The 17,617-nt window shown below is 67.3% G+C and carries 18 protein-coding genes; 14 read left to right on the top strand and 4 right to left on the bottom strand.

What is annotated here, in order from left to right; all coding sequences use genetic code 11:
* The first annotated feature begins 157 nt into the window (after positions 1-157).
* From IFJ75_RS11720 to IFJ75_RS11655, 14 genes are all read left to right on the top strand, one after another.
* Positions 158-595 carry a response regulator gene (locus IFJ75_RS11720; protein ID WP_207868370.1) on the top strand — a complete coding sequence of 146 codons (438 nt, stop codon included), beginning with the start codon at positions 158-160 and terminating at the stop codon, positions 593-595.
* A 127-nt stretch (positions 596-722) separates the two neighbouring features.
* Entirely contained in the window at positions 723-1,403 is a 681-nt protein-coding gene (locus tag IFJ75_RS11715) for a TorF family putative porin (protein WP_207868369.1), read from the top strand.
* 61 nt (positions 1,404-1,464) lie between these two features.
* Complete coding sequence (locus IFJ75_RS11710) at positions 1,465-3,417, top strand: methyl-accepting chemotaxis protein (RefSeq protein ID WP_225896796.1); 1,953 nt, start codon at positions 1,465-1,467, stop codon at positions 3,415-3,417.
* The gene (locus IFJ75_RS11705) at positions 3,417-3,695 is read left to right on the top strand and encodes an STAS domain-containing protein (protein WP_207868368.1); all 279 of its coding nucleotides are present in this window, start codon (positions 3,417-3,419) and stop codon (positions 3,693-3,695) included. The genes IFJ75_RS11710 and IFJ75_RS11705 overlap by 1 nt, the downstream gene beginning before the upstream one ends.
* On the top strand, positions 3,692-4,057 hold the full coding sequence (locus IFJ75_RS11700; RefSeq protein WP_207868367.1) for a response regulator: 366 nt from the start codon (positions 3,692-3,694) through the stop codon (positions 4,055-4,057). The genes IFJ75_RS11705 and IFJ75_RS11700 overlap by 4 nt, the downstream gene beginning before the upstream one ends.
* Before the next feature lies 1 nt (position 4,058).
* Positions 4,059-6,449 carry a chemotaxis protein CheA gene (locus IFJ75_RS11695; protein WP_207868366.1) on the top strand — a complete coding sequence of 797 codons (2,391 nt, stop codon included), beginning with the start codon at positions 4,059-4,061 and terminating at the stop codon, positions 6,447-6,449.
* 2 nt (positions 6,450-6,451) lie between these two features.
* Positions 6,452-6,916 carry a chemotaxis protein CheW gene (locus IFJ75_RS11690; protein ID WP_207868365.1) on the top strand — a complete coding sequence of 155 codons (465 nt, stop codon included), beginning with the start codon at positions 6,452-6,454 and terminating at the stop codon, positions 6,914-6,916.
* Positions 6,913-7,779: a CheR family methyltransferase gene (locus tag IFJ75_RS11685; RefSeq protein WP_207868364.1), complete on the top strand. Its 867-nt coding sequence runs from the start codon at positions 6,913-6,915 to the stop codon at positions 7,777-7,779. The genes IFJ75_RS11690 and IFJ75_RS11685 overlap by 4 nt, the downstream gene beginning before the upstream one ends.
* Positions 7,776-8,816: a protein-glutamate methylesterase/protein-glutamine glutaminase gene (locus IFJ75_RS11680; RefSeq protein ID WP_207868363.1), complete on the top strand. Its 1,041-nt coding sequence runs from the start codon at positions 7,776-7,778 to the stop codon at positions 8,814-8,816. Before IFJ75_RS11685 ends, IFJ75_RS11680 begins: the two co-directional genes overlap by 4 nt.
* 9 nt (positions 8,817-8,825) lie before the next feature.
* Positions 8,826-9,215 carry a response regulator gene (locus IFJ75_RS11675; RefSeq protein WP_207868362.1) on the top strand — a complete coding sequence of 130 codons (390 nt, stop codon included), beginning with the start codon at positions 8,826-8,828 and terminating at the stop codon, positions 9,213-9,215.
* Positions 9,215-9,754, top strand: coding sequence for a chemotaxis protein CheD (locus IFJ75_RS11670; RefSeq protein WP_207932592.1), 540 nt, complete (start codon positions 9,215-9,217; stop codon positions 9,752-9,754). The genes IFJ75_RS11675 and IFJ75_RS11670 overlap by 1 nt, the downstream gene beginning before the upstream one ends.
* A complete protein-coding gene (locus tag IFJ75_RS11665) occupies positions 9,754-10,089 on the top strand; it encodes a hypothetical protein (protein ID WP_207868361.1) in 336 nt (111 codons plus the stop codon). The genes IFJ75_RS11670 and IFJ75_RS11665 overlap by 1 nt, the downstream gene beginning before the upstream one ends.
* Before the next feature lies 1 nt (position 10,090).
* On the top strand, positions 10,091-10,696 hold the full coding sequence (locus tag IFJ75_RS11660) for a response regulator (protein ID WP_207868360.1): 606 nt from the start codon (positions 10,091-10,093) through the stop codon (positions 10,694-10,696).
* On the top strand, positions 10,693-11,139 hold the full coding sequence (locus IFJ75_RS11655; RefSeq protein ID WP_207868359.1) for a chemotaxis protein CheE: 447 nt from the start codon (positions 10,693-10,695) through the stop codon (positions 11,137-11,139). The genes IFJ75_RS11660 and IFJ75_RS11655 overlap by 4 nt, the downstream gene beginning before the upstream one ends.
* A gap of 11 nt (positions 11,140-11,150) precedes the next feature.
* On the opposite strand, the gene IFJ75_RS11650 is transcribed toward IFJ75_RS11655, so the two are convergent.
* From IFJ75_RS11650 to IFJ75_RS11635, 4 genes are all read right to left on the bottom strand, one after another.
* Positions 11,151-11,858, bottom strand: coding sequence for a response regulator (locus tag IFJ75_RS11650; RefSeq protein ID WP_207868358.1), 708 nt, complete (start codon positions 11,856-11,858; stop codon positions 11,151-11,153).
* A 175-nt stretch (positions 11,859-12,033) separates the two neighbouring features.
* Positions 12,034-15,006 carry a TonB-dependent receptor domain-containing protein gene (locus IFJ75_RS11645; protein ID WP_207868357.1) on the bottom strand — a complete coding sequence of 991 codons (2,973 nt, stop codon included), beginning with the start codon at positions 15,004-15,006 and terminating at the stop codon, positions 12,034-12,036.
* A 336-nt stretch (positions 15,007-15,342) separates the two neighbouring features.
* On the bottom strand, positions 15,343-16,776 hold the full coding sequence (locus tag IFJ75_RS11640; protein WP_207868356.1) for an ATP-binding protein: 1,434 nt from the start codon (positions 16,774-16,776) through the stop codon (positions 15,343-15,345).
* The gene (locus IFJ75_RS11635; protein WP_207868355.1) at positions 16,773-17,486 is read right to left on the bottom strand and encodes a response regulator transcription factor; all 714 of its coding nucleotides are present in this window, start codon (positions 17,484-17,486) and stop codon (positions 16,773-16,775) included. Before IFJ75_RS11635 ends, IFJ75_RS11640 begins: the two co-directional genes overlap by 4 nt.
* Positions 17,487-17,617: the final 131 nt, after the last annotated feature.

Raw genomic sequence — 17,617 nt, 5'->3', positions numbered from 1 at the left:
CGACGCTCGGCACGGCCTGTTTTCTTGCCCCTTAGCCTATCCGTTCGTAGCATCGTGTTCGTTAAGGGTAAATACGTAAGCAAAACACCCTAATCCGAAAGTTACCACCGCTTCGCACCTGCACATTATCGATGGTCTCCTGACGGAAGGGCCAACGATGACTGACGCTGTGCGCATACTGGTCGTAGACGACTCCCCGGCTATCAGACAGGTGCTCGGCGGCATTCTTCGCGCCGCGGGGTGCGAGGTCGTCACGGCCGAGGGGGTAAGGCCCGCCTTGCGGCGTCTGCGGGCCTTCGAGCCGGATGTGATCCTGACCGATTTCAACATGCCCCGCCTGAACGGAGAGGCCTTTGTCAGGCTGGTTAGGCGCGATCCGCGCCTGGTGAACCTGCCGGTTTTCGTGGTCTCCAGCGAGGACGACCCGGGCATCCAGAAGCGGATGGAAGAGGCCGGCGCCGACGCCTGGTTCGACAAACCTGTCGATGTTCAGGGGTTGGTGCGGTCCATCCGAGCGGCCGTTTCGACGCCCTCGCAACAGGCCGCTCCCCGGCCCCGCCGCCGCGCCTCGGAAGCCTTCGGAGCCGCCGCTTAGACAACGGTAGGTATTTTTACGTAGAGGGCGATTTACGAAGAATATTAGCCCTTTGCCTCAACCTTAACGGCAACAGCATAAGCCAGAACGGCGAGATATGACCAAAGTTATACTGAAAAACATTGTAATGCGAATCGCGACCTGCGGTCTTTTCGGCGCTATCGGCGTGGTGGCGATGGCGGGCGCGGCCCAGGCGGCGGACCCGGTTTCCATGCAAATCGGCGCGGCGACCCAGTATCTCGGCAAGGGCGTGGGCAAGAGCAACGATCAGCCCAGTTATTCAGGTTCGATCGAGGTCAATCACAACGGCTTCTACGGAAGTCTGTTCGCCGCGACTGCTGAACTGTCGCAGGGCGCCGATGCGGAAATCCTGACCACGGTCGGCTATCGCCGGACGATCTCGGGCGTCGCCTTCGACGCTGCCGTCATCAACCGCGACCTGCCCGGCACCCGCAAGGGCGTCGACGCCAACTATACCGAGTACCAGGTCGACGCCTCGCGCAAGTTCGGGCCGGTCTCGACACGCTTCCGCGTCAACTACACCCACGACGGCTTCGCCGCGACGCAGGAGGCCTGGTGGGTCGAGCTGCAGGGCGGCGTCTCGGTGGACTCCAAGACCAAGGCGACCTTTGCGATCGCCGACCGCACCGCAGACGGCGGGGCTGAGTATACAGCCTGGAATATCGGCGCGAAGCGCAAGTTGAACGACCGAATTTCCCTCGACCTGAGGTGGTACGACACCGACGGCCATGAGTACGGCAACCAGTATGACGGCCGTTTGGTCGCCGCGTTAACTCTTTCTCTCTGATTTTCCCGTCTTTCTAGGCACGTGGGTCCGCCCGCCTGCGACCCTCGACAAGGAACCCGCCATGCACCTGAGCAATGTACCGATCGGCAGGAAGCTGATCCTCGCCTTCGCCGTTGTTCTTCTGGCCATCGGCGCCATGGGCGCGACCATGGTCGTCAATCTGACGGCGCTCAGGAAGTCGGACGTCCAGCGCACCCACGGCAATGAAATGGTGCGGGACACCTCCGCCGCGGAGTTCTCCCTGGCCCGCCAGGAGAACAGCTTCCGCGGCTATCTGGTGTCGGGTGATGCCTACTACATCGACCGGATCAACACCCATCGCGCCAGCTTCAAGGCCAAGTTGGAAGAGCTGAAGACCGCCGCCTCGCCCGAGGCCGTCGCCAAGATCGACGACGCCGGCAAGGCGGCCGACACCTGGTACGACCTGGTGGTCAAGAAGGGTCTGGCCCTGGCGGCCAATCCGGCGACCAAGGCGCAGGCCGAGGCCATGGTGGCCCACGACGGCGAGGCCGACGCGGCCATGGGGCCGGTCGAGGACGCCATCGACGGTCTGAAGACCATCAACACGGCCAACCTTGATGCGGCCCGGGCGCTGCAGAAGAGAGCCACCGCCATGGTCGAATGGAGCCTCTATATCGGCCTGGCCATGACCATGCTGATCGCCGTCGCCGCGAGCATGGTCCTGTCGCGGGCCATCGCCACGCCGGTCCTGAAGATCGCGGGCTACATGCGCAAGCTGCAGGCCGGTGACAACAACGTCGAAATCCCCGAAGCCAGCCGCAAGGACGAGATCGGCCAGATGGGCGTCGCCGTCCTGGCCTTCCGTGACGCCGCCCTGGACAAGATTCGTATCGAGCAGGAGGCGCTGGCCAACCGCTCGCAGTCCGAGATCGACCGCGCCAACGCCGAGGCCGAAAAGGCCCGTACGGCCGAGGAAGACGCCGTCGCCCTGGGCGCCCTGGCCCAGGGTCTGGCCGCGATCTCGGCGGGCGACCTGACGCACCGCATGACGGCCCAGGTCGCGCCGCGCGCCGAACAGTTGAAGACCGACTTCAACTCCGCCGTGGCCCAGCTGCAGGACGCCATGTCCGTGGTGGTCACCAATGTCGCGGCCATCCGCTCGGGTTCGGGCGAGATCAGCCAGGCCGCCGACGACTTGTCGCGCCGCACGGAACAACAGGCCGCCAGCCTGGAAGAGACCGCCGCCGCGCTCGACGAGATCACCGCCACCGTCAACCGCACCGCCTCCGGCGCGCGTCAGGCCTCTGACACCGTCCAGGCCGCCAAGGGCGACGCCGAGACCTCGGGCAATGTCGTTCGCGACGCCGTCTCGGCTATGGGCGCGATCGAAAAGTCGGCCCAGGAGATCAGCCAGATCATCGGCGTGATCGACGAAATCGCCTTCCAGACCAACCTTCTGGCCCTGAACGCGGGCGTCGAGGCGGCGCGCGCCGGTGACGCCGGCCGCGGCTTCGCGGTCGTGGCCTCCGAAGTCCGGGCCCTGGCCCAGCGCTCGGCGGAAGCGGCCAAGGAGATCAAGGTGCTGATCTCGGCCTCGACCACCCAGGTCAACGCGGGCGTCAATCTGGTCGGCCAGACCGGCGAGGCCCTGCAGCGCATCGTCAGCCGCGTCGCCGAGATCGACGGCCTGGTGTCCGAAATCGCCGCCTCCGCCCAGGAGCAGGCGACCGGCCTCCAGCAGGTCAACACCGCCGTCAACCAGATGGACCAGGTCACCCAGCAGAACGCCGCCATGGTCGAACAGTCGACCGCCGCGAGCCATTCGCTGTCGCAGGAGGCCGAAAGCCTGGCCGGATCGGTGGCGCGCTTCAAGATCGGTTCGCCCTCGGCCGCCCGCGCCGCGCCCCGCTCGGCGGCTCCTGCGCCCCGCGCCGCGCCGCAGCCGATCCAGCGCCCGGTCGCCCAGATGCGCACGGTCAGCCATGGCGGCGGCGCCGCCGTCGTCCGCCGCCCTGATCCGGTGGCCTCCGAAGATGGTTGGGAGGAGTTCTGATGACCGCGTCCGTCGTCCTGCCGCCGGTTCTCGACATCCTGTACGCGGAGCCCCTGCGGGCTGAGCTGCTGGCCCTGCGCGGCGAGCCGGTCGCCGTCGACGCCTCGGCCGTCGAGCGTCTCGGCGGCCTGTGCCTGCAGGTGCTGATCTCGGCGCAACAGACCTGGGCCCGCGACGGCCAGGCCCTGACCATCAACACCCCATCCGAACCCTTCGCCACCCAATGGAAGATGTACGGCGCCGCTCTCCCGGCGACCGTTCAGGGAGAGCCCGCATGACCAAAACCGTCCTAACCATCGACGATTCCCGTACGATGCGTGACATGCTGATGATGGCCCTCGTCGACGCGGGCTATCATGTGATTCAGGCCGTCGACGGCATCGACGGGCTGGAGACGCTGAGCGCCGAGGGCGCCGACGTCATCATCACCGACATCAACATGCCCCGCCTGGACGGCTTCGGCGTCATCGAGGGCGTACGCGCCGACCCGAACCACCGCCAGACCCCGGTGCTAGTCCTGACCACCGAGAGCGACGCCGCCAAGAAACAGCGCGCCCGCGACGCCGGCGCCACCGGCTGGATCGTCAAGCCTTTCGACCCGGCCAAGCTGGTCGAAGCCGTTCGCCGGGTGGCCGCCTGATATGACCGACGCCGCAGATCCCTTTGAGGCCATCAAGGTCGTCTTCTTCCAGGAGTGCGACGAATTGCTCGGCGACCTGGAAGCGGGTCTGCTGGCGATGGAATCCGGCGCGGCCGATGACGAGACCGTCAACGCCGTGTTCCGGGCCGTCCATTCGGTCAAGGGCGGGGCAGGGGCCTTCGGCCTCGACGCCCTGGTCCGTTTCGCCCACGTGTTCGAGACCCTGCTCGACGAGCTGCGCTCGGGCCGCAAGCCTTGCGACGACATCACGGTCAAGACCTTGCTGCGCGCCTCCGACGTTCTGGCCGACCACATCGCTGCGGCGCGGGGCCAAGCCCCCGAGGTCGACGAGGCCCGCTCGGCCGGCCTGGTCGCCGAGTTGGAAATCCTCACCCACGGCGTGGCCAGCGCGCCCGCCGCCCAGGCCCCGGCCGAGGAAGAGCCCGTCTTCACCCCGGTGATGATGGCGGCGCCGGCCGTTGCCGAGGCCGACGGCCTGCCCGAGGCCGACGAGTTCGGCTTCCGCCCCGTGGCCTTCAGCTTTGCCGGCCTGGACGACGTCCCGGCCGAGGCTCCGGTCGAAACCGCCGCCGCGACGGGCGACGTCTGGCGCGTGGTCTTCCGCCCGCACGCCCGCCTCTACGCCAACGCCAACGAGACCGGCATCCTGCTGCGCGAGCTGTCGCGCCTGGGCGAGATGACGGCCGAGCTGGACGTCTCCGCCTTGCCGACCCTCGATGAGCTGATCCCCGAGGAAGCCTATCTGGTCTGGACCATCGACCTGACGACGACCGCCGGCGAAAGCGCCGTGCGCGACGTCTTCGACTTCGTCGAAAGCGACTGCGACCTGTCCATCCGTCCGGCCGCCGGCGCCGCTGCGGTCGAGGTCGCCGTTGAAGCGCCCGCCGAGGCCGCGCCCGCCGAGTTCGACATCGCCGCCCTGATGGCCAGCGCCAAGGCCGACGTCTCCGCCCAGGCCGCCGCCGCTGCGGCCCCCGTCGCTGCTGCGGCCGCCGTCGCTGCTCCGGCCCCGGCTCCGGCGCCCGCCGCGACGCCGGCTCCGGTGGAAGCGGCTGCCGCTCCGGCTGCAGCCCCGACACCGGCCCCGACGCCCGCCGCTCCGGCTCCGGCCGCGCCCGCCGCTGCTGCTGCCCCTGGGGCGCCCGCAGCCCAGGCCGCGGTGACCATCCGCGTCGATCTGGACCGCGTCGATCGCCTGATCAACGTCGTCGGCGAGCTGGTCATCCAGCAGGCCATGCTGGCCCAGCGCGTCATCGAGAGCGGCCTGGCCCGTTCGTCCGGCATCTCGGTCGGGCTCGAGGATCTCGAGCTGCTGACGCGCGAGATCCAGGACAGCGTCATGGCCATCCGCGCCCAGCCGGTGAAGTCGGTGTTCCAGCGCATGCCGCGTCTGGTTCGCGAGGTAGGTGAAATGACCGGCAAGCGCGTGCGTCTGGTCACCGCCGGCGAGGACACCGAGGTCGACAAGACCGTGGTCGAACGCCTGGCCGAACCGATCACCCATATGCTGCGCAACGCGATCGACCATGGGCTGGAAAGCCCGGACGACCGAGTCGCCGCCGGCAAGCCCGCCGAGGGCACGGTCCGTCTGGCCGCGCTGCACCGCTCGGGCCGGATCGTCATCGAGATCGGCGACGACGGGCGCGGGATCAACCGCGAACGGGTCAAGGGCATCGCCATCTCGCGCGGCCTGATCGCCGAGGACGCCGTCCTGACCGACGACGAAATCGACAACCTGATCTTCCTGCCGGGCTTCTCGACCGCCGAGACCATCACCGACGTCTCGGGACGCGGCGTGGGCATGGACGTGGTCAAACGCTCGATCCAGGCGCTGGGCGGGCGGATCTCGATCAGCTCGGTTCCGGGCAAGGGTTCGACGTTCACCCTCAGCCTGCCTCTGACCCTTGCTGTGCTGGACGGGATGGTGGTCACCGCCGCCGAACAGACCCTGGTCGCGCCCCTGACGGCCATCGTCGAGAGCCTGACCCCGCGCGCCGAGGACATCCACTATGTCGGCGGCCACGATCCGGTCATTCGCTTCCGCGACCAGTTCGTGCCCCTGATCGACGTCGCCCTGGGCATGGGCTTCCGCGATGCCCCGGCGGCCGCCGAGGGCGGTGTCGCGGTGATCATCGAGACCGAGGCCGGCGCCCGCGCCGCCCTGTTGTTCGACGCGATCCAGGGCCAGCGCCAGGTCGTCATCAAGAGCCTTGAGACCAACTACCAGCAGGTCGAGGGCGTGGCCGCCGCGACCATCCTGGGCGACGGCCGTGTCGCCCTGATCCTGGACGTGGACGCCATCGTCGCCTCGTGGCGGCGCAAGGCGACCCGCGTCGAGGCCGCCCGTCCTGACTTCAAACTCGCGAGCTGATCATGACCGAAGCTTCCAACGCCGCCGCCTCGCGCGAACTGATCGCCTTCCGTATCGGCGAGCAGGAGTTCTGCGTGGACATCATGTCGGTGCGCGAGATCCGCGGCTGGACCCCCGCGACGCCGCTGCCGCGCGCGCCCGGCTTCATGAAGGGTGTGATCAACCTGCGCGGCGCCGTGCTGCCGATCATCGACCTGGGCGCCCGCTTCGGCCTGCGCACCTCCGAGCCGACCGCCCGTCACGTCATCATGGTGGCCCATGTCGGCGGCCGCATGGTCGGCCTGCTGGTCGACGCCGTGTCGGACATCATCCAGCTGACGGATGAGGCCGTGCAGCCGACCCCGGACGTGGCCAGCGAGCAGGTGAAGACCTTCGTCAAGGGTCTGTTCGCCATCGACGGCCGCATGATCAGCCTCATCGAACTCGACCGTATCATCCCCGACGCCGCCGAGGCCGAAGCCGCATGAGTACGTCCGCCGGGCGTGAGTCCCTGGTCGAAGGCGAGTTCGTCTTCACCGCCGAGGATTTCCGCCACATCGCCCAGATCCTGCACAGCCATGCAGGGATCGCCCTGAACGAGGGCAAGGCCGCGCTGGTCTATTCGCGCCTGGCCAAGCGGCTGCGCACCCTCGGCCTGCGCAGTTTCCGCGACTACTGCGCCCTGATCCAGGACGCGGCGGGCGTGGACGAACGTCAGGCGATGACGGCGGCCCTGACCACCAATGTGACCCGCTTCTACCGCGAGCCGCACCATTTCGATCACCTGCGGGACGAGGTCATGCCGATGCTGGCCGCGCGCGCCCGCAGCGGCGGCCGGGTCCGCCTGTGGTCGGCGGCCTGCTCGAACGGGCAGGAGCCCTATTCGATGGCCATGACGGTGTTGTCCGTCCTGCCGGAAGCCAATGATCTGGACTTCAAAATCCTGGCCACGGACATCGATCCCAATATGGTCGCCGACGGCATCGCCGGCGTCTATCCGGAGGAAGCGCTGGATCCGGCGCCCCCGGCCCTGCGCAACAAATTCTTCGAGAAGGCCCCCTCGCAGGGCCGCAACATGATGTCGGCCGGCCAGGCCCTGCGCGACCTGATCAGCTTCAAGGAGCTGAACCTGATCGGTGACTGGCCGATGCGCGGCAAGTTCGACGTCATCTTCTGCCGCAACGTCGTGATCTATTTCGACGACGCGACCCAGGAGAAGGTCTGGAAGCGGTTCACCCCGCTGATGAACCCCGGCGCGACCCTGTACATCGGCCATTCGGAACGCGTCAGCGGTCCGGCCGTCCAGCAGCTGAACACCAGCGGCCTGACCACCTACAGGCTGGCGGCATGAGCGCGCCCGTCCGTGTCCTCGTCGTCGACGACAGCCCGACCATGCGCGGCCTGATCACGGCCGCCCTGCGCCGCGATCCCGAGATCGAGGTGATCGGCTCGGCCGCCGATCCCTTGGAAGCGCGCGCGCTGATCAAGGAACTGAACCCCGACGTCATCACCCTGGACGTCGAGATGCCCAATATGAACGGGCTGGAATTCCTCGAGAAGATCATGCGGCTGCGGCCTATGCCGGTGGTCATGGTCTCGACCCTGACCCAGGCCGGCGCCGAGATCACCCTGGAAGCTCTGGAAATGGGCGCCGTCGATGCGGTCGGTAAGCCGGGCGCGGGCGTCACCGCCGCCGAGGCCTTCTCCGAACTGACGCTGAAGGTGAAGACCGCCGCCCGCTCGCGCGTTCGCGCCCGGGGTCCGGTCGAGACCGTGCGTGCGCACCATGACTATCGCGCTTCCGCCGACCACATCCTGGCCATCGGCGCCTCGACCGGCGGGGTCGAGGCCCTGCTCACCATTATCTCGGCCTTCCCGGCGGACTGCCCGGCGACGGTCGTGACCCAGCATATGCCTGCGACCTTCACCGCCAGCTTCGCCGCGCGCCTCAACAAGGCCTCGGCGGCGACCGTCACCGAGGCCGTTGACGGCGCGCCCCTGATGCCGGGCCACGTCTATATCGCCCCGGGCGGCCTGACCCATCTGGAGGTGCTCGGCACGACGCCCCGCTGCCGCCTGAGTGAAGGGGACACCGTCAGCGGCCACCGTCCGTCGGTCGATGTGCTGTTCCGTTCCGTCGCCCGTCTGCGCCGGCCCATGACCGGCGTCATCCTGACCGGCATGGGCCGCGACGGCGCGCAAGGGTTGCTCGAAATGCGTGAAGCCGGCGCCCACACCGTGGGCCAGGACGAAGCCTCCTCTGTTGTTTACGGCATGCCGCGCGTCGCCCACGAGATCGGGGCCGTCGAGCGCCAACTGCCGCTGTCGCGTATTTCATCCGCCATTCTCGACCTGTGCGCCGCGCCCCCGCGCGGCGCCGCCGCCTGAGGTACCCCCATGCCTGCCGCCTCCGCTATCCATACCCTGATCGTCGACGACCAGATGTCGATGCGTGGCCTCGTGCGCACCAGTATGCAGCAACTGGGCTTCCGCGAGTTCCGCGAGGCTTCCGACGGCGAGGCCGCCCTGCGCGAGATGATCGGCAAGCCCGCGCACCTGATCATTTCCGACTTCAACATGCCGAACCTGGACGGCCTGGGCCTGCTGCGCGCCATCCGCGCCCACCCCCCGACCTCGGGCTGCGCCTTCATCATGCTGACCGGCCGCGCCGATCGGGACCTGGTGGCCCGCGCGGTCCAGTTCGGGGTCAACAACTATCTGGTCAAGCCCTTCACCGTCGCCCAGCTCAAAGAGAAGCTGGAAGGCGTCTTCGGTCCCCTGACATGATGTCGGAAGCGGCCCTGGCGACCGAAAAGAGGATCCATGTGGGCCAGGGCGAGCACCACATCACCTCTGATCCGAATGTGATGCTGACCACCATCTTGGGCAGTTGCGTCGCCATGTGCCTGCGCGATCCGCAAGCGGGCGTGGGCGGCATGAATCACTTCCTGCTGCCCGAGGGCTCAGGGGCGGGGACCGACGCGGGCCGCCGCTACGGCGCCTATGCGATGGAACTGCTGATCAACGACGTGCTCAAGGCCGGCGCTCGCCGCGAACGTCTGGAAGCCAAGCTGTTCGGCGGCGGCCGGATGTTCGATTCCCTGCGCGACGTGGGCATGCAGAACGCCGACTTCGCCGAGCGCTTCCTGGCCGACGAAGGCATTCCGATCGTGGGCGGCAGCCTGCGCGGAAACGGCGGTCGCCGCCTGCACTATTGGCCCACGACCGGTCGTGCCCTGCAGCGCGCCGTGACCGACAGCCATGTGCCGGTCCAGGCACCGCCGAAGCCGGAGCCCGTCGCCTCGGGCGCCGTGGAGTTGTGGTGATGTTGTCGCGTAGTCGCACCCTTCTGACCGCCGTCTCCGACGAACTGGCCGAGATCCGCGCCCAGGTCGACGAGCTGTCGGGGCTGACGTCCGAGCTGATGGGCTATTGCCCTCCCGAGAAGCTGAGCGGCGTGATGGCGCGCATCCAGGACTTCGACCTGCTGATCCAGCGCCTGGACGGGCTGAGCGGCCTGTCCGCGGCCCTGGGCGCCGGCGTGCCCATGGACACCGCCCTGCAGGTCCTGACCCTGACCGACCAGTCCAACCGGCTGAGCCCGGGTGCAACCCAAGCGTCCGCTGACAAGGCTTCGGGCGATCTGATGCTGTTCGACTGACATGTCGCGCCGCAAGCCTGACATCAACGAAAGGGTCAATCTGGCCCGCTCGTCCGTGCTGCTGGTCGACCATAACCAGAAGTCGCTCGACATGCTGAGCTCGATCTTCCAGGGCTTCGGCGTCAAGGAACAGATCAAGCGCATGACGACCGAGGACGCGGTCAAGGTCGTGGACGAGCGCGACCTCGACCTGATCCTGATCGACTCGGCCATGCCGGACATGGACGGCTATGAATTCACCCGCTGGCTTCGGCGCGATACGCCGCCGCCGGTGCGCTACACGCCGGTGATCATGCTGGTGGGGCACGCGGCCCAGTCCAAGGTCCAGAACAGCCGGGACTGCGGCGCCAGCTTCGTGGTCACCAAACCCCTGACCCCCACTGTCCTGCTGCAGCGCATCCTGTGGCTGGGCAATGACGAGCGCCAGTTCGTCGAGGCCGACACCTATGTCGGCCCGGACCGTCGGGTGCGCAATTTCGGCCCGCCCCTGGGCGTGCCCGGCCGTCGTAGCGGAGACCTGTCCGAACACGTCGGCGCCGCCAGCGAGGCCAATATGGACCAGTCGGCGATCGACATGATGATGAAACCGATGAAGGTGCAGCTGTGAGCGAAGCCAAGACGTTCAAGGTCAAGAGTTCGCTGTCGAAACAGCTGTTCGAACCGGGCGGCCGTCTGGTCCGCGACGCTGAACGGCTGGCGGGCGAGGCGCTCAACACCCATCGCGACGAAGCGATGGCCATGATCTCCGCCACCCTGGACGAGCTGGAGGCCGTCTGCGCCGAGGCGGCGGAGGGGGCCGGCCCGCAGGTCTATACCCTGGGCGCCAAGGTCATCGACCTGGCCGCCTTCTTCGACACGGGCCCGCTGCACGATGCGGCCTACAGCCTGTGCGAGGTTTCGGACCGGATGATCAACGCCGGCATCTGGCACTGGCCGTCGATCACGGTGCACCTGCAGGCGATGCGTCTGATCATCGCCAGCGGCTGCCGCACCGGGCGGACCAGCGAGACCTTGCTGGACGGCCTGCGCAAGATCTCCCAGCGAGCCTAACCGCCCCCTGACTACTGACGCGCGACCTGGGCGTCGAACACATAGCCCTTGCCGCGCAGGGTCACGATAAGGTCGTGGCCGCTCTCGTCCCTGAGGCGTTTGCGCAGGCGGCTGATCTGGACGTTGATGGCCCGGTCGCGGACCTCGGTCTCGCCCTCGTGGGCGCTGTTGATCAGCTGGGCGCGGGTCAGGGCCCGGCCCGGGTTCTCGGCGAAGGTGCGCAGAAGGTTGAACTCATTGGGCGTCAGGGCGGTGGATTCGCCGTCGGCCTTGACCAGGCGCCGGCGCAGCAGGTCCAGCTGCAGGCCCGCAAAGGTCAGGACGCTGGCGGCGCCGGCCTGGGGCGGTCTGGCGCGACGCAGGACGGCGCGGATACGCGCCAGGAGTTCGCGCGGATTGTAGGGTTTGGTCAGATAGTCCTGGGCGCCCATTTCCAGCCCCAGGATGCGATCGGTGTCTTCGCCCAGGGCGCTGGCGACGATCACCGGCGGGCCCATCTCGGAAAGTCGCCGGCACAGGGCCAGGCCGTCGCCGCCGCGCATCGAGACATCGAGCAGGATAAGGTCGGGGCGGTCTTCCTTGAGACGGCGTTCCATCTCCGGAAGAGTGTTCGCGCAACGGGTCACGAAGCCCTGTCGGCCGAGGTAGCCGCAGAGTGGATCACGATGATCATGCGCCTCGTCGACGATCAGGATGGCGGGCGAAGATGAACTGTGCATGAACAGTTTGTGCCTGCCAAATAGGGCAGGCGGATTGCACATTCGTTATACGGCTCAGTCGTTTGACACGTTCTGATACAGAGCGGGTTGCTGGTCGCGACCCTGACACCGGGGGCATGAAAAAGGGCGGAGACCCGAAGATCTCCGCCCCCTTCCGTTTCCCGATCGGGATGGATCAGAAGGACTTGCTCAGGTTGATGAAGAAGGTCCGTCCAACGTAGTCGTAGCCCGAATAGAGCGGGGCGTTGCCGACCCGGCTGACGATGCCCGCCGAGAGGGTCGGCGGCTCTTCGTTGAAGAGGTTGCGCATTCCCGCCGTGGCGGTCCATCCGTCAGAGGCGTACTGCACCGAAGCATTGTGCAGATAGTAGTCGCTGACTTCGGCGTCATAACCGAGCGATGCCAGAGTATAGCCGTAGTTCTTCAGGTAGTACTGGTCGTAGCCCATGGCGTCGATCCACTCGATACCGTAGTGCACCGTCCATTTGTCGAAGGCATAGGCGGCGTCGAAGTTGGCGCTGAACTCCGGCGTGCCGATGGTGCCGACCTCGTCCAGGACCGGATCGTCAGCGAACAGGGTGCTGTAGCGCTCGGTCATCTGGGTGACGCCCAGATTGAAGATCGCCCGGCCCGGTCCGAACTCATTGGTATACCGCACGGTGTAGTCGATGCCGTGGACGACGTCGGTGGCGACGTTGACGTAGCTGTCGTGCACCGTCAGGGCGCCGGTCGAGGCATTGCGGTCGATCAGGGCGCAATAGCCGTTGTCTGCCGAGAATTCGGCGGCGGCCGAGCTGTAGCAGAGGCTCAGGATGCTGCCGTAACCGATGCGCGAGACCCCGTTGTCGATCTGGATCTCATAGTAGTCGGCCGCGAGCGACAGCTTGCCCCAGCCGTCCGGCAGTTTCGGCTGCAGGATCAGGCCGACGGTCAGGTTGTCCGAGGTTTCGGCGCTCAGGTTGTTGTCGACGCCGCCTGAGGTGATGACGGCCACACTGGAGGTCTGGGTGAAGGTGGTCGCCAGACCCTCGCTGGCGCAGTTGGCCGCCACGATGGCGTCGGTGCCGACGTCGCCGTAGTTGTTGCAGGGGTCGTTGGAGGAGCTGACGTAGCCCGAGGTCGCGCCGACGAACTGCTCAAACAGGGCCGGGGCCCGGTAGGAGGTGCCGTAGGAGCCGCGGAACGTCAGGAACTCGAACGGCTGGTAAACCAGACCCAGTTTGTAGGTCGAGTCATCGCCGTAGGACTCATAGTCGGTCCAGCGGGCCGAACCGGTGAAGGTCAGGGCCTTGGCGAACGGCAGGTCGGCCAGGATCGGCACCTCCACTTCGCCGAACAGTTCGGTGACCGAGTCGCTGCCGCGGGTGATGGCCGAGGTCGAGTAGTTCCAGGTGTTTCCGGTCTGGGAATCGATGCCGGGCGTGTCGTCGATCGAGGACTTGCGATACTCGGCGCCGACATAGGCCATCACCTGACCAGCGGGCAGGGTGAACAGCGGGCCGTCGAAGCCGATGCTGGCGACCGTCTCGTCATAGATGGTCGTGCCGGTGACGTCCTGCTTGACGTAGTTGACCCAGGCCTGGGGCAGGTCGCCGCCGATGACGGCCGAGGTCAGATAGGGCGCCGCGACGCAGTTCGCGTCCGTGCTGACGCAGGAGAAGCTGCCGTCGGCGTTCTTGACGACATTCAGGCTCTTCTGCAGCCGGTCGGTGAGGAACTGCTCGGTCGTGTAGATCGACTTGGAGCGGGTATAGCTGACGTAGGCGTCGTAGTGCCAGTCGGGCAGGAACAGGTCGCCGCGGATGCCGGCCAGTTCCTTGGCGAAGTCGACCCGCTGCTGGCTCTCGGTGTTGCCGAAGCCGATGAAGGCGCGCACGCCGACAGCGGAGCCGGGGTTCAGGCCCTGGCTGGACGAGGCATAGGTGCTGCCCGCGAGGTTCGACGGGATCAGCGGGCTGCCCTTGGCGTAGTCGAGGACCAGCTGACGGTAGTCGGTGGAGCTGGACTGGCGCTGGTTGACCAGGACCTCGCCATAGACCTGGGCGTTGCCGAGGGCGTGAAGGTCGTAGGAGCCTTCCAGATAGCCGGTGGTCACATCGACCGGCGTGATCAGGGAGGTGTTCAGCATGTCCGGGTCGTAGGTGGTGCGGACGCTGGTGTTGGTCGCCGAGTTACCGACGCCCTCGAAGCCGACGAGGCCCGTGGTCACCGCCGAGTTCGGGCGCCAGCGGTTGAATGAGGTTCCCACCGCATTGGTCGCGCCCACGCCCGCGATGGTCGAGGTGCCGATGGTGTTGATCGTCACGCCGCCCGAGTTGAGCGAGAAGCATTTCGACAGGCCCGTGTTCGGGTCGATGTAATCCGAGCCGTCGGCATAGGAATCGGTCGGGCAGGAGGTGAAGGCCCGGTCGCCCAGCGACAGTTCCTCACGCACATAGCGCTCGGCCGAACCGGCGATGTGCCAGCGGTCGCCGTGGGTGCCGGCCACGATCGAGAAGCGGTTCTCGTCACCGCCGCCGTTGGCGTCGTTGGTGAAGTTGTACTGGCCCGCGACGGTGACGCCGTCGACGCCCTTGTCGGTGACGATGTTGACGACGCCGGCGATGGCGTCCGAACCGTAGATCGACGAGGCGCCGTCCTTCAGGATCTCGATGCGCTCGATCATGGCGGTGGGCAGGACGTTCAGGTCGGCCGAACCGACCGAGCCGCGCGAACCGGCGGGGGCGACGCGGCGGCCGTTCAGCAGAACCAGGGTGCGGGTGGCGCCCAGGCCGCGCAGCGACAGGGTGTTGGCGCCGGGGCCGCCGTTCACGACATAGCCGCCGTAGGCGTTGTTGATCTGGGCCGTGCCGCCCGTCACCGCCGTGCCTTGCAGCAGGGAGGTGGTGGAGGTGAAGCCGGCCAGGGTGGCCTCGTCACGCGTGATCACCTGGACCGGCGACGGCGCATTGTAGTTGTCGGTGCGGATGCGCGAGCCGACGACGACGACTTCCTCGACCTGATCGGCGGCCTTGTCCTTGTCCTTGTCGTCCTGCGACGTGCTGCTCGTGTCCTGGGCCAGGGCGGCGGCGGGCAGGGCGGCCGGAACCAGGGCGGCCAGGCCGACGACCACCGTCGTACTCAGAAGATGTTTTCTCAAATCGATCATGCGTCCCGCAGGCTCCTGTGTAACCGAGAGGTATTTCGGAGCTCGTTCCGGCCCCGTCGCGGGCAATAAGTGTCATGATGTCGATGCAAGAAAGCCGTAAATCGTATAGAACGCGGGTATTAAGGCGGGTGTATCCCTATAAACACTAGATTCTGTCGTTTTGTATCTCATTATTTCCACTACTGAATGTTCGACAACTTATGGTCTCGAGTATTACGCATGAAGTCGGGAATGATGTCTTTGGGGCGAGATTGGGGCGTAGCGTCAGAAAGCCCCCGCGATGCGGACATGGGTCGGCCTTCGGCGGCGACGCCGGCTGCGGCTTCTCTGCGGGATTCAGGCGGGGCCGGCGCCCTGGAGGATCAGGGTCGCGGTAAGGCCGCGCGGCTTGCGCGAGCGCAGCACCAGACGCGCCCGGTTGTCGCGCGCCAGTCGGCCCGCGATGGTCAGGCCGAGACCCGATCCGCCGGTCTCGCGCGAGCGGGAATCCTCGAGCCGCACGAAGGGCTCCAGCACCCGTTCCAGATCGGCGTCGGCGATGCCGGGACCGTCGTCCTCGATGTCCAGCAGAACCTTGTCGCCCTCGACGCGGGCCGAAATCCGGGCGTTGCCGCCGTGGACGACCGCATTCTCGATCAGATTGGCGACGCAGCGCCGGAGCGCCCTGGGGCGGACCATGACGTCGCAGTCGCAACCTTCGGTGAAAACCACGGGTCGCCCCGCATCGGCCTCGTCGTCGGCGATCGAGCGCAGCAGGGAATCCAGAGCCATGCGGGCGAACGGTTCCTGGCTCGGCTCGCTGCGCGCCAGTTCGAGGCCTTCCTTGACCAGGGCCTGGGTCGCGGCGAGGTCGCCGAGCAGCCGATCCTTCAGCTCCGGGTCCGACACCTTCTCGACGCGGAGGCGCAGGCGGGTGAGGGGGGTCTGGAGATCGTGGGTGACGGCGGCCAGAACCTGGGCCTTGTCGACCATGGCCTGCCGAAGCCGGGTCTGCATGGTGTTGAAGGCGTTTGCCGCCTGACGCACCTCGGTCGGGCCGGCCTCGGCCATCGGCGGGGCGTCGAGGCTTTCGCCCAGGGCCTGGGCCGCCGTGGCCATCTGGCGCACCGGCCGTGAGGCGAAGCGAGCGACGAAGAAGGACAGCAGGGCCAGGGCCAGGGCCTCGACGCCGAGGAACCAGGGGTCGAGCACGCGGGGGCGCGAGGCCGGCGGCGGGGCGCCGGTCACCATGGAGAATTTCGCGCCCCGGACGTCGACGAAGTCGATGATCCAGCAGGCGGGCGGGTTGAGGCCGAGCGCCTGGGCCTCGGTCTGGACCGCCTTCTCGTGCGAGGCGTCGACCACCACGCGGGCGTCGCGGCCGTCGTTGCGGCGGCAGGCGGTGGACTCCGTCGTCCAGGCGATGGCCCGAATCTCGCCGAGGCGGCCGTCGGACAGGCGGCGGTTCAGCTCGAGGTCCGGCTTGTCTCGCACGGCCGTGGCGGGACGGGGTTGCAGACCGGCGGCGCCGGTTCGGGCCATGTCGGCCGCCTCGGTCGGATCCAGTCCCTTCAGCACAGAAGCGTAGGATTCGATCCGGTCCGTGGTCCGCTCCGCGCGGAAGGCCATCAGGTCGGCCCGGTAGCGCACGTCGGCGATCGACAGGGAGGCCAGGGCCGCCAGCCCCGTGCCGAACAGCAGGATGACGAACAGCCGCCCGGTCATCGAGCCGAGGAAGCGTTCGATCCAGGCCTGCGAGCCCGTCCGCGGTCCGGCGCCGGCCTCCGTCACGTCAGGACGACATTGGCGGCCAGGACATAGCCTTCGTTACGGATGGTGCGGATCAGGACCGGCCCTTCGGCGCCGAATTTCTGGCGCAGGCGGCTGACCTGGATGTCGACGGCCCGGTCCAGCGCGTCTTCCTGGCGCACCCCGCCCAGCGAGATCAGCTGTTCACGGCTGAGCACTCGATTGGCATATTCGACGAGGACCTTGAGCAGCCGGTACTCGGCGCCGGACAGGACGACGACGCGGCCGTCGGGGTCGTGCAGCAGCCGCTGCTCGAAGTCGAAGGACCAGCCGTTGATGCGCGCGGCCCGCGCCTCCAGCGGCGTCAGATTGGTCGGCAGGGTACGGGTCCTGCGCAGCACGCTGCGGATGCGGGCGATCAGCTCGCGCGGCTCGAACGGCTTGGTCAGATAGTCGTCGGCGCCCATCTCGAGACCGACGATCCGGTCCACGGCCTCGGCCCGCGCCGTCAGCATGATGACCGGCACGGCCGAGTCGGAGCGCAGGTCGCGGCAGAGCTTCAGCCCGTCCTCGCGCGGCAGGTTCAGGTCCAGAAGAATGATGTCGGGCTCGTGCGCGGCGATGGCGCTGCGCATCTGCGACCCGTCGGCGGCGGTGTCGATCTGGAAGCCGGCGTCCGACAGCTGTTCGGCAAGCATGACGCGGATGTCGCGGTCGTCGTCGACCAGGAGGATGCGTGCGGGAGTGTCCATGGCCGCATCCTGAAACGATCTGTCGCTCCTCGCGCGGGTCATTTGGTTTCAGCTCTTGTCGCCAGTGGTTTCGACACAGTGTGACACAACTTTCTGATTTCACGACAAAGAGAGAGACCCCGGGAACCTAA

It is taken from the genome of Brevundimonas goettingensis (genome assembly GCF_017487405.1).
Taxonomy (GTDB): Bacteria; Pseudomonadota; Alphaproteobacteria; order Caulobacterales; family Caulobacteraceae; genus Brevundimonas; species Brevundimonas goettingensis.
The sequence above is the reverse complement of the archived record's forward strand: the minus strand, read 5'-3'. Positions and strand labels throughout refer to the sequence as shown.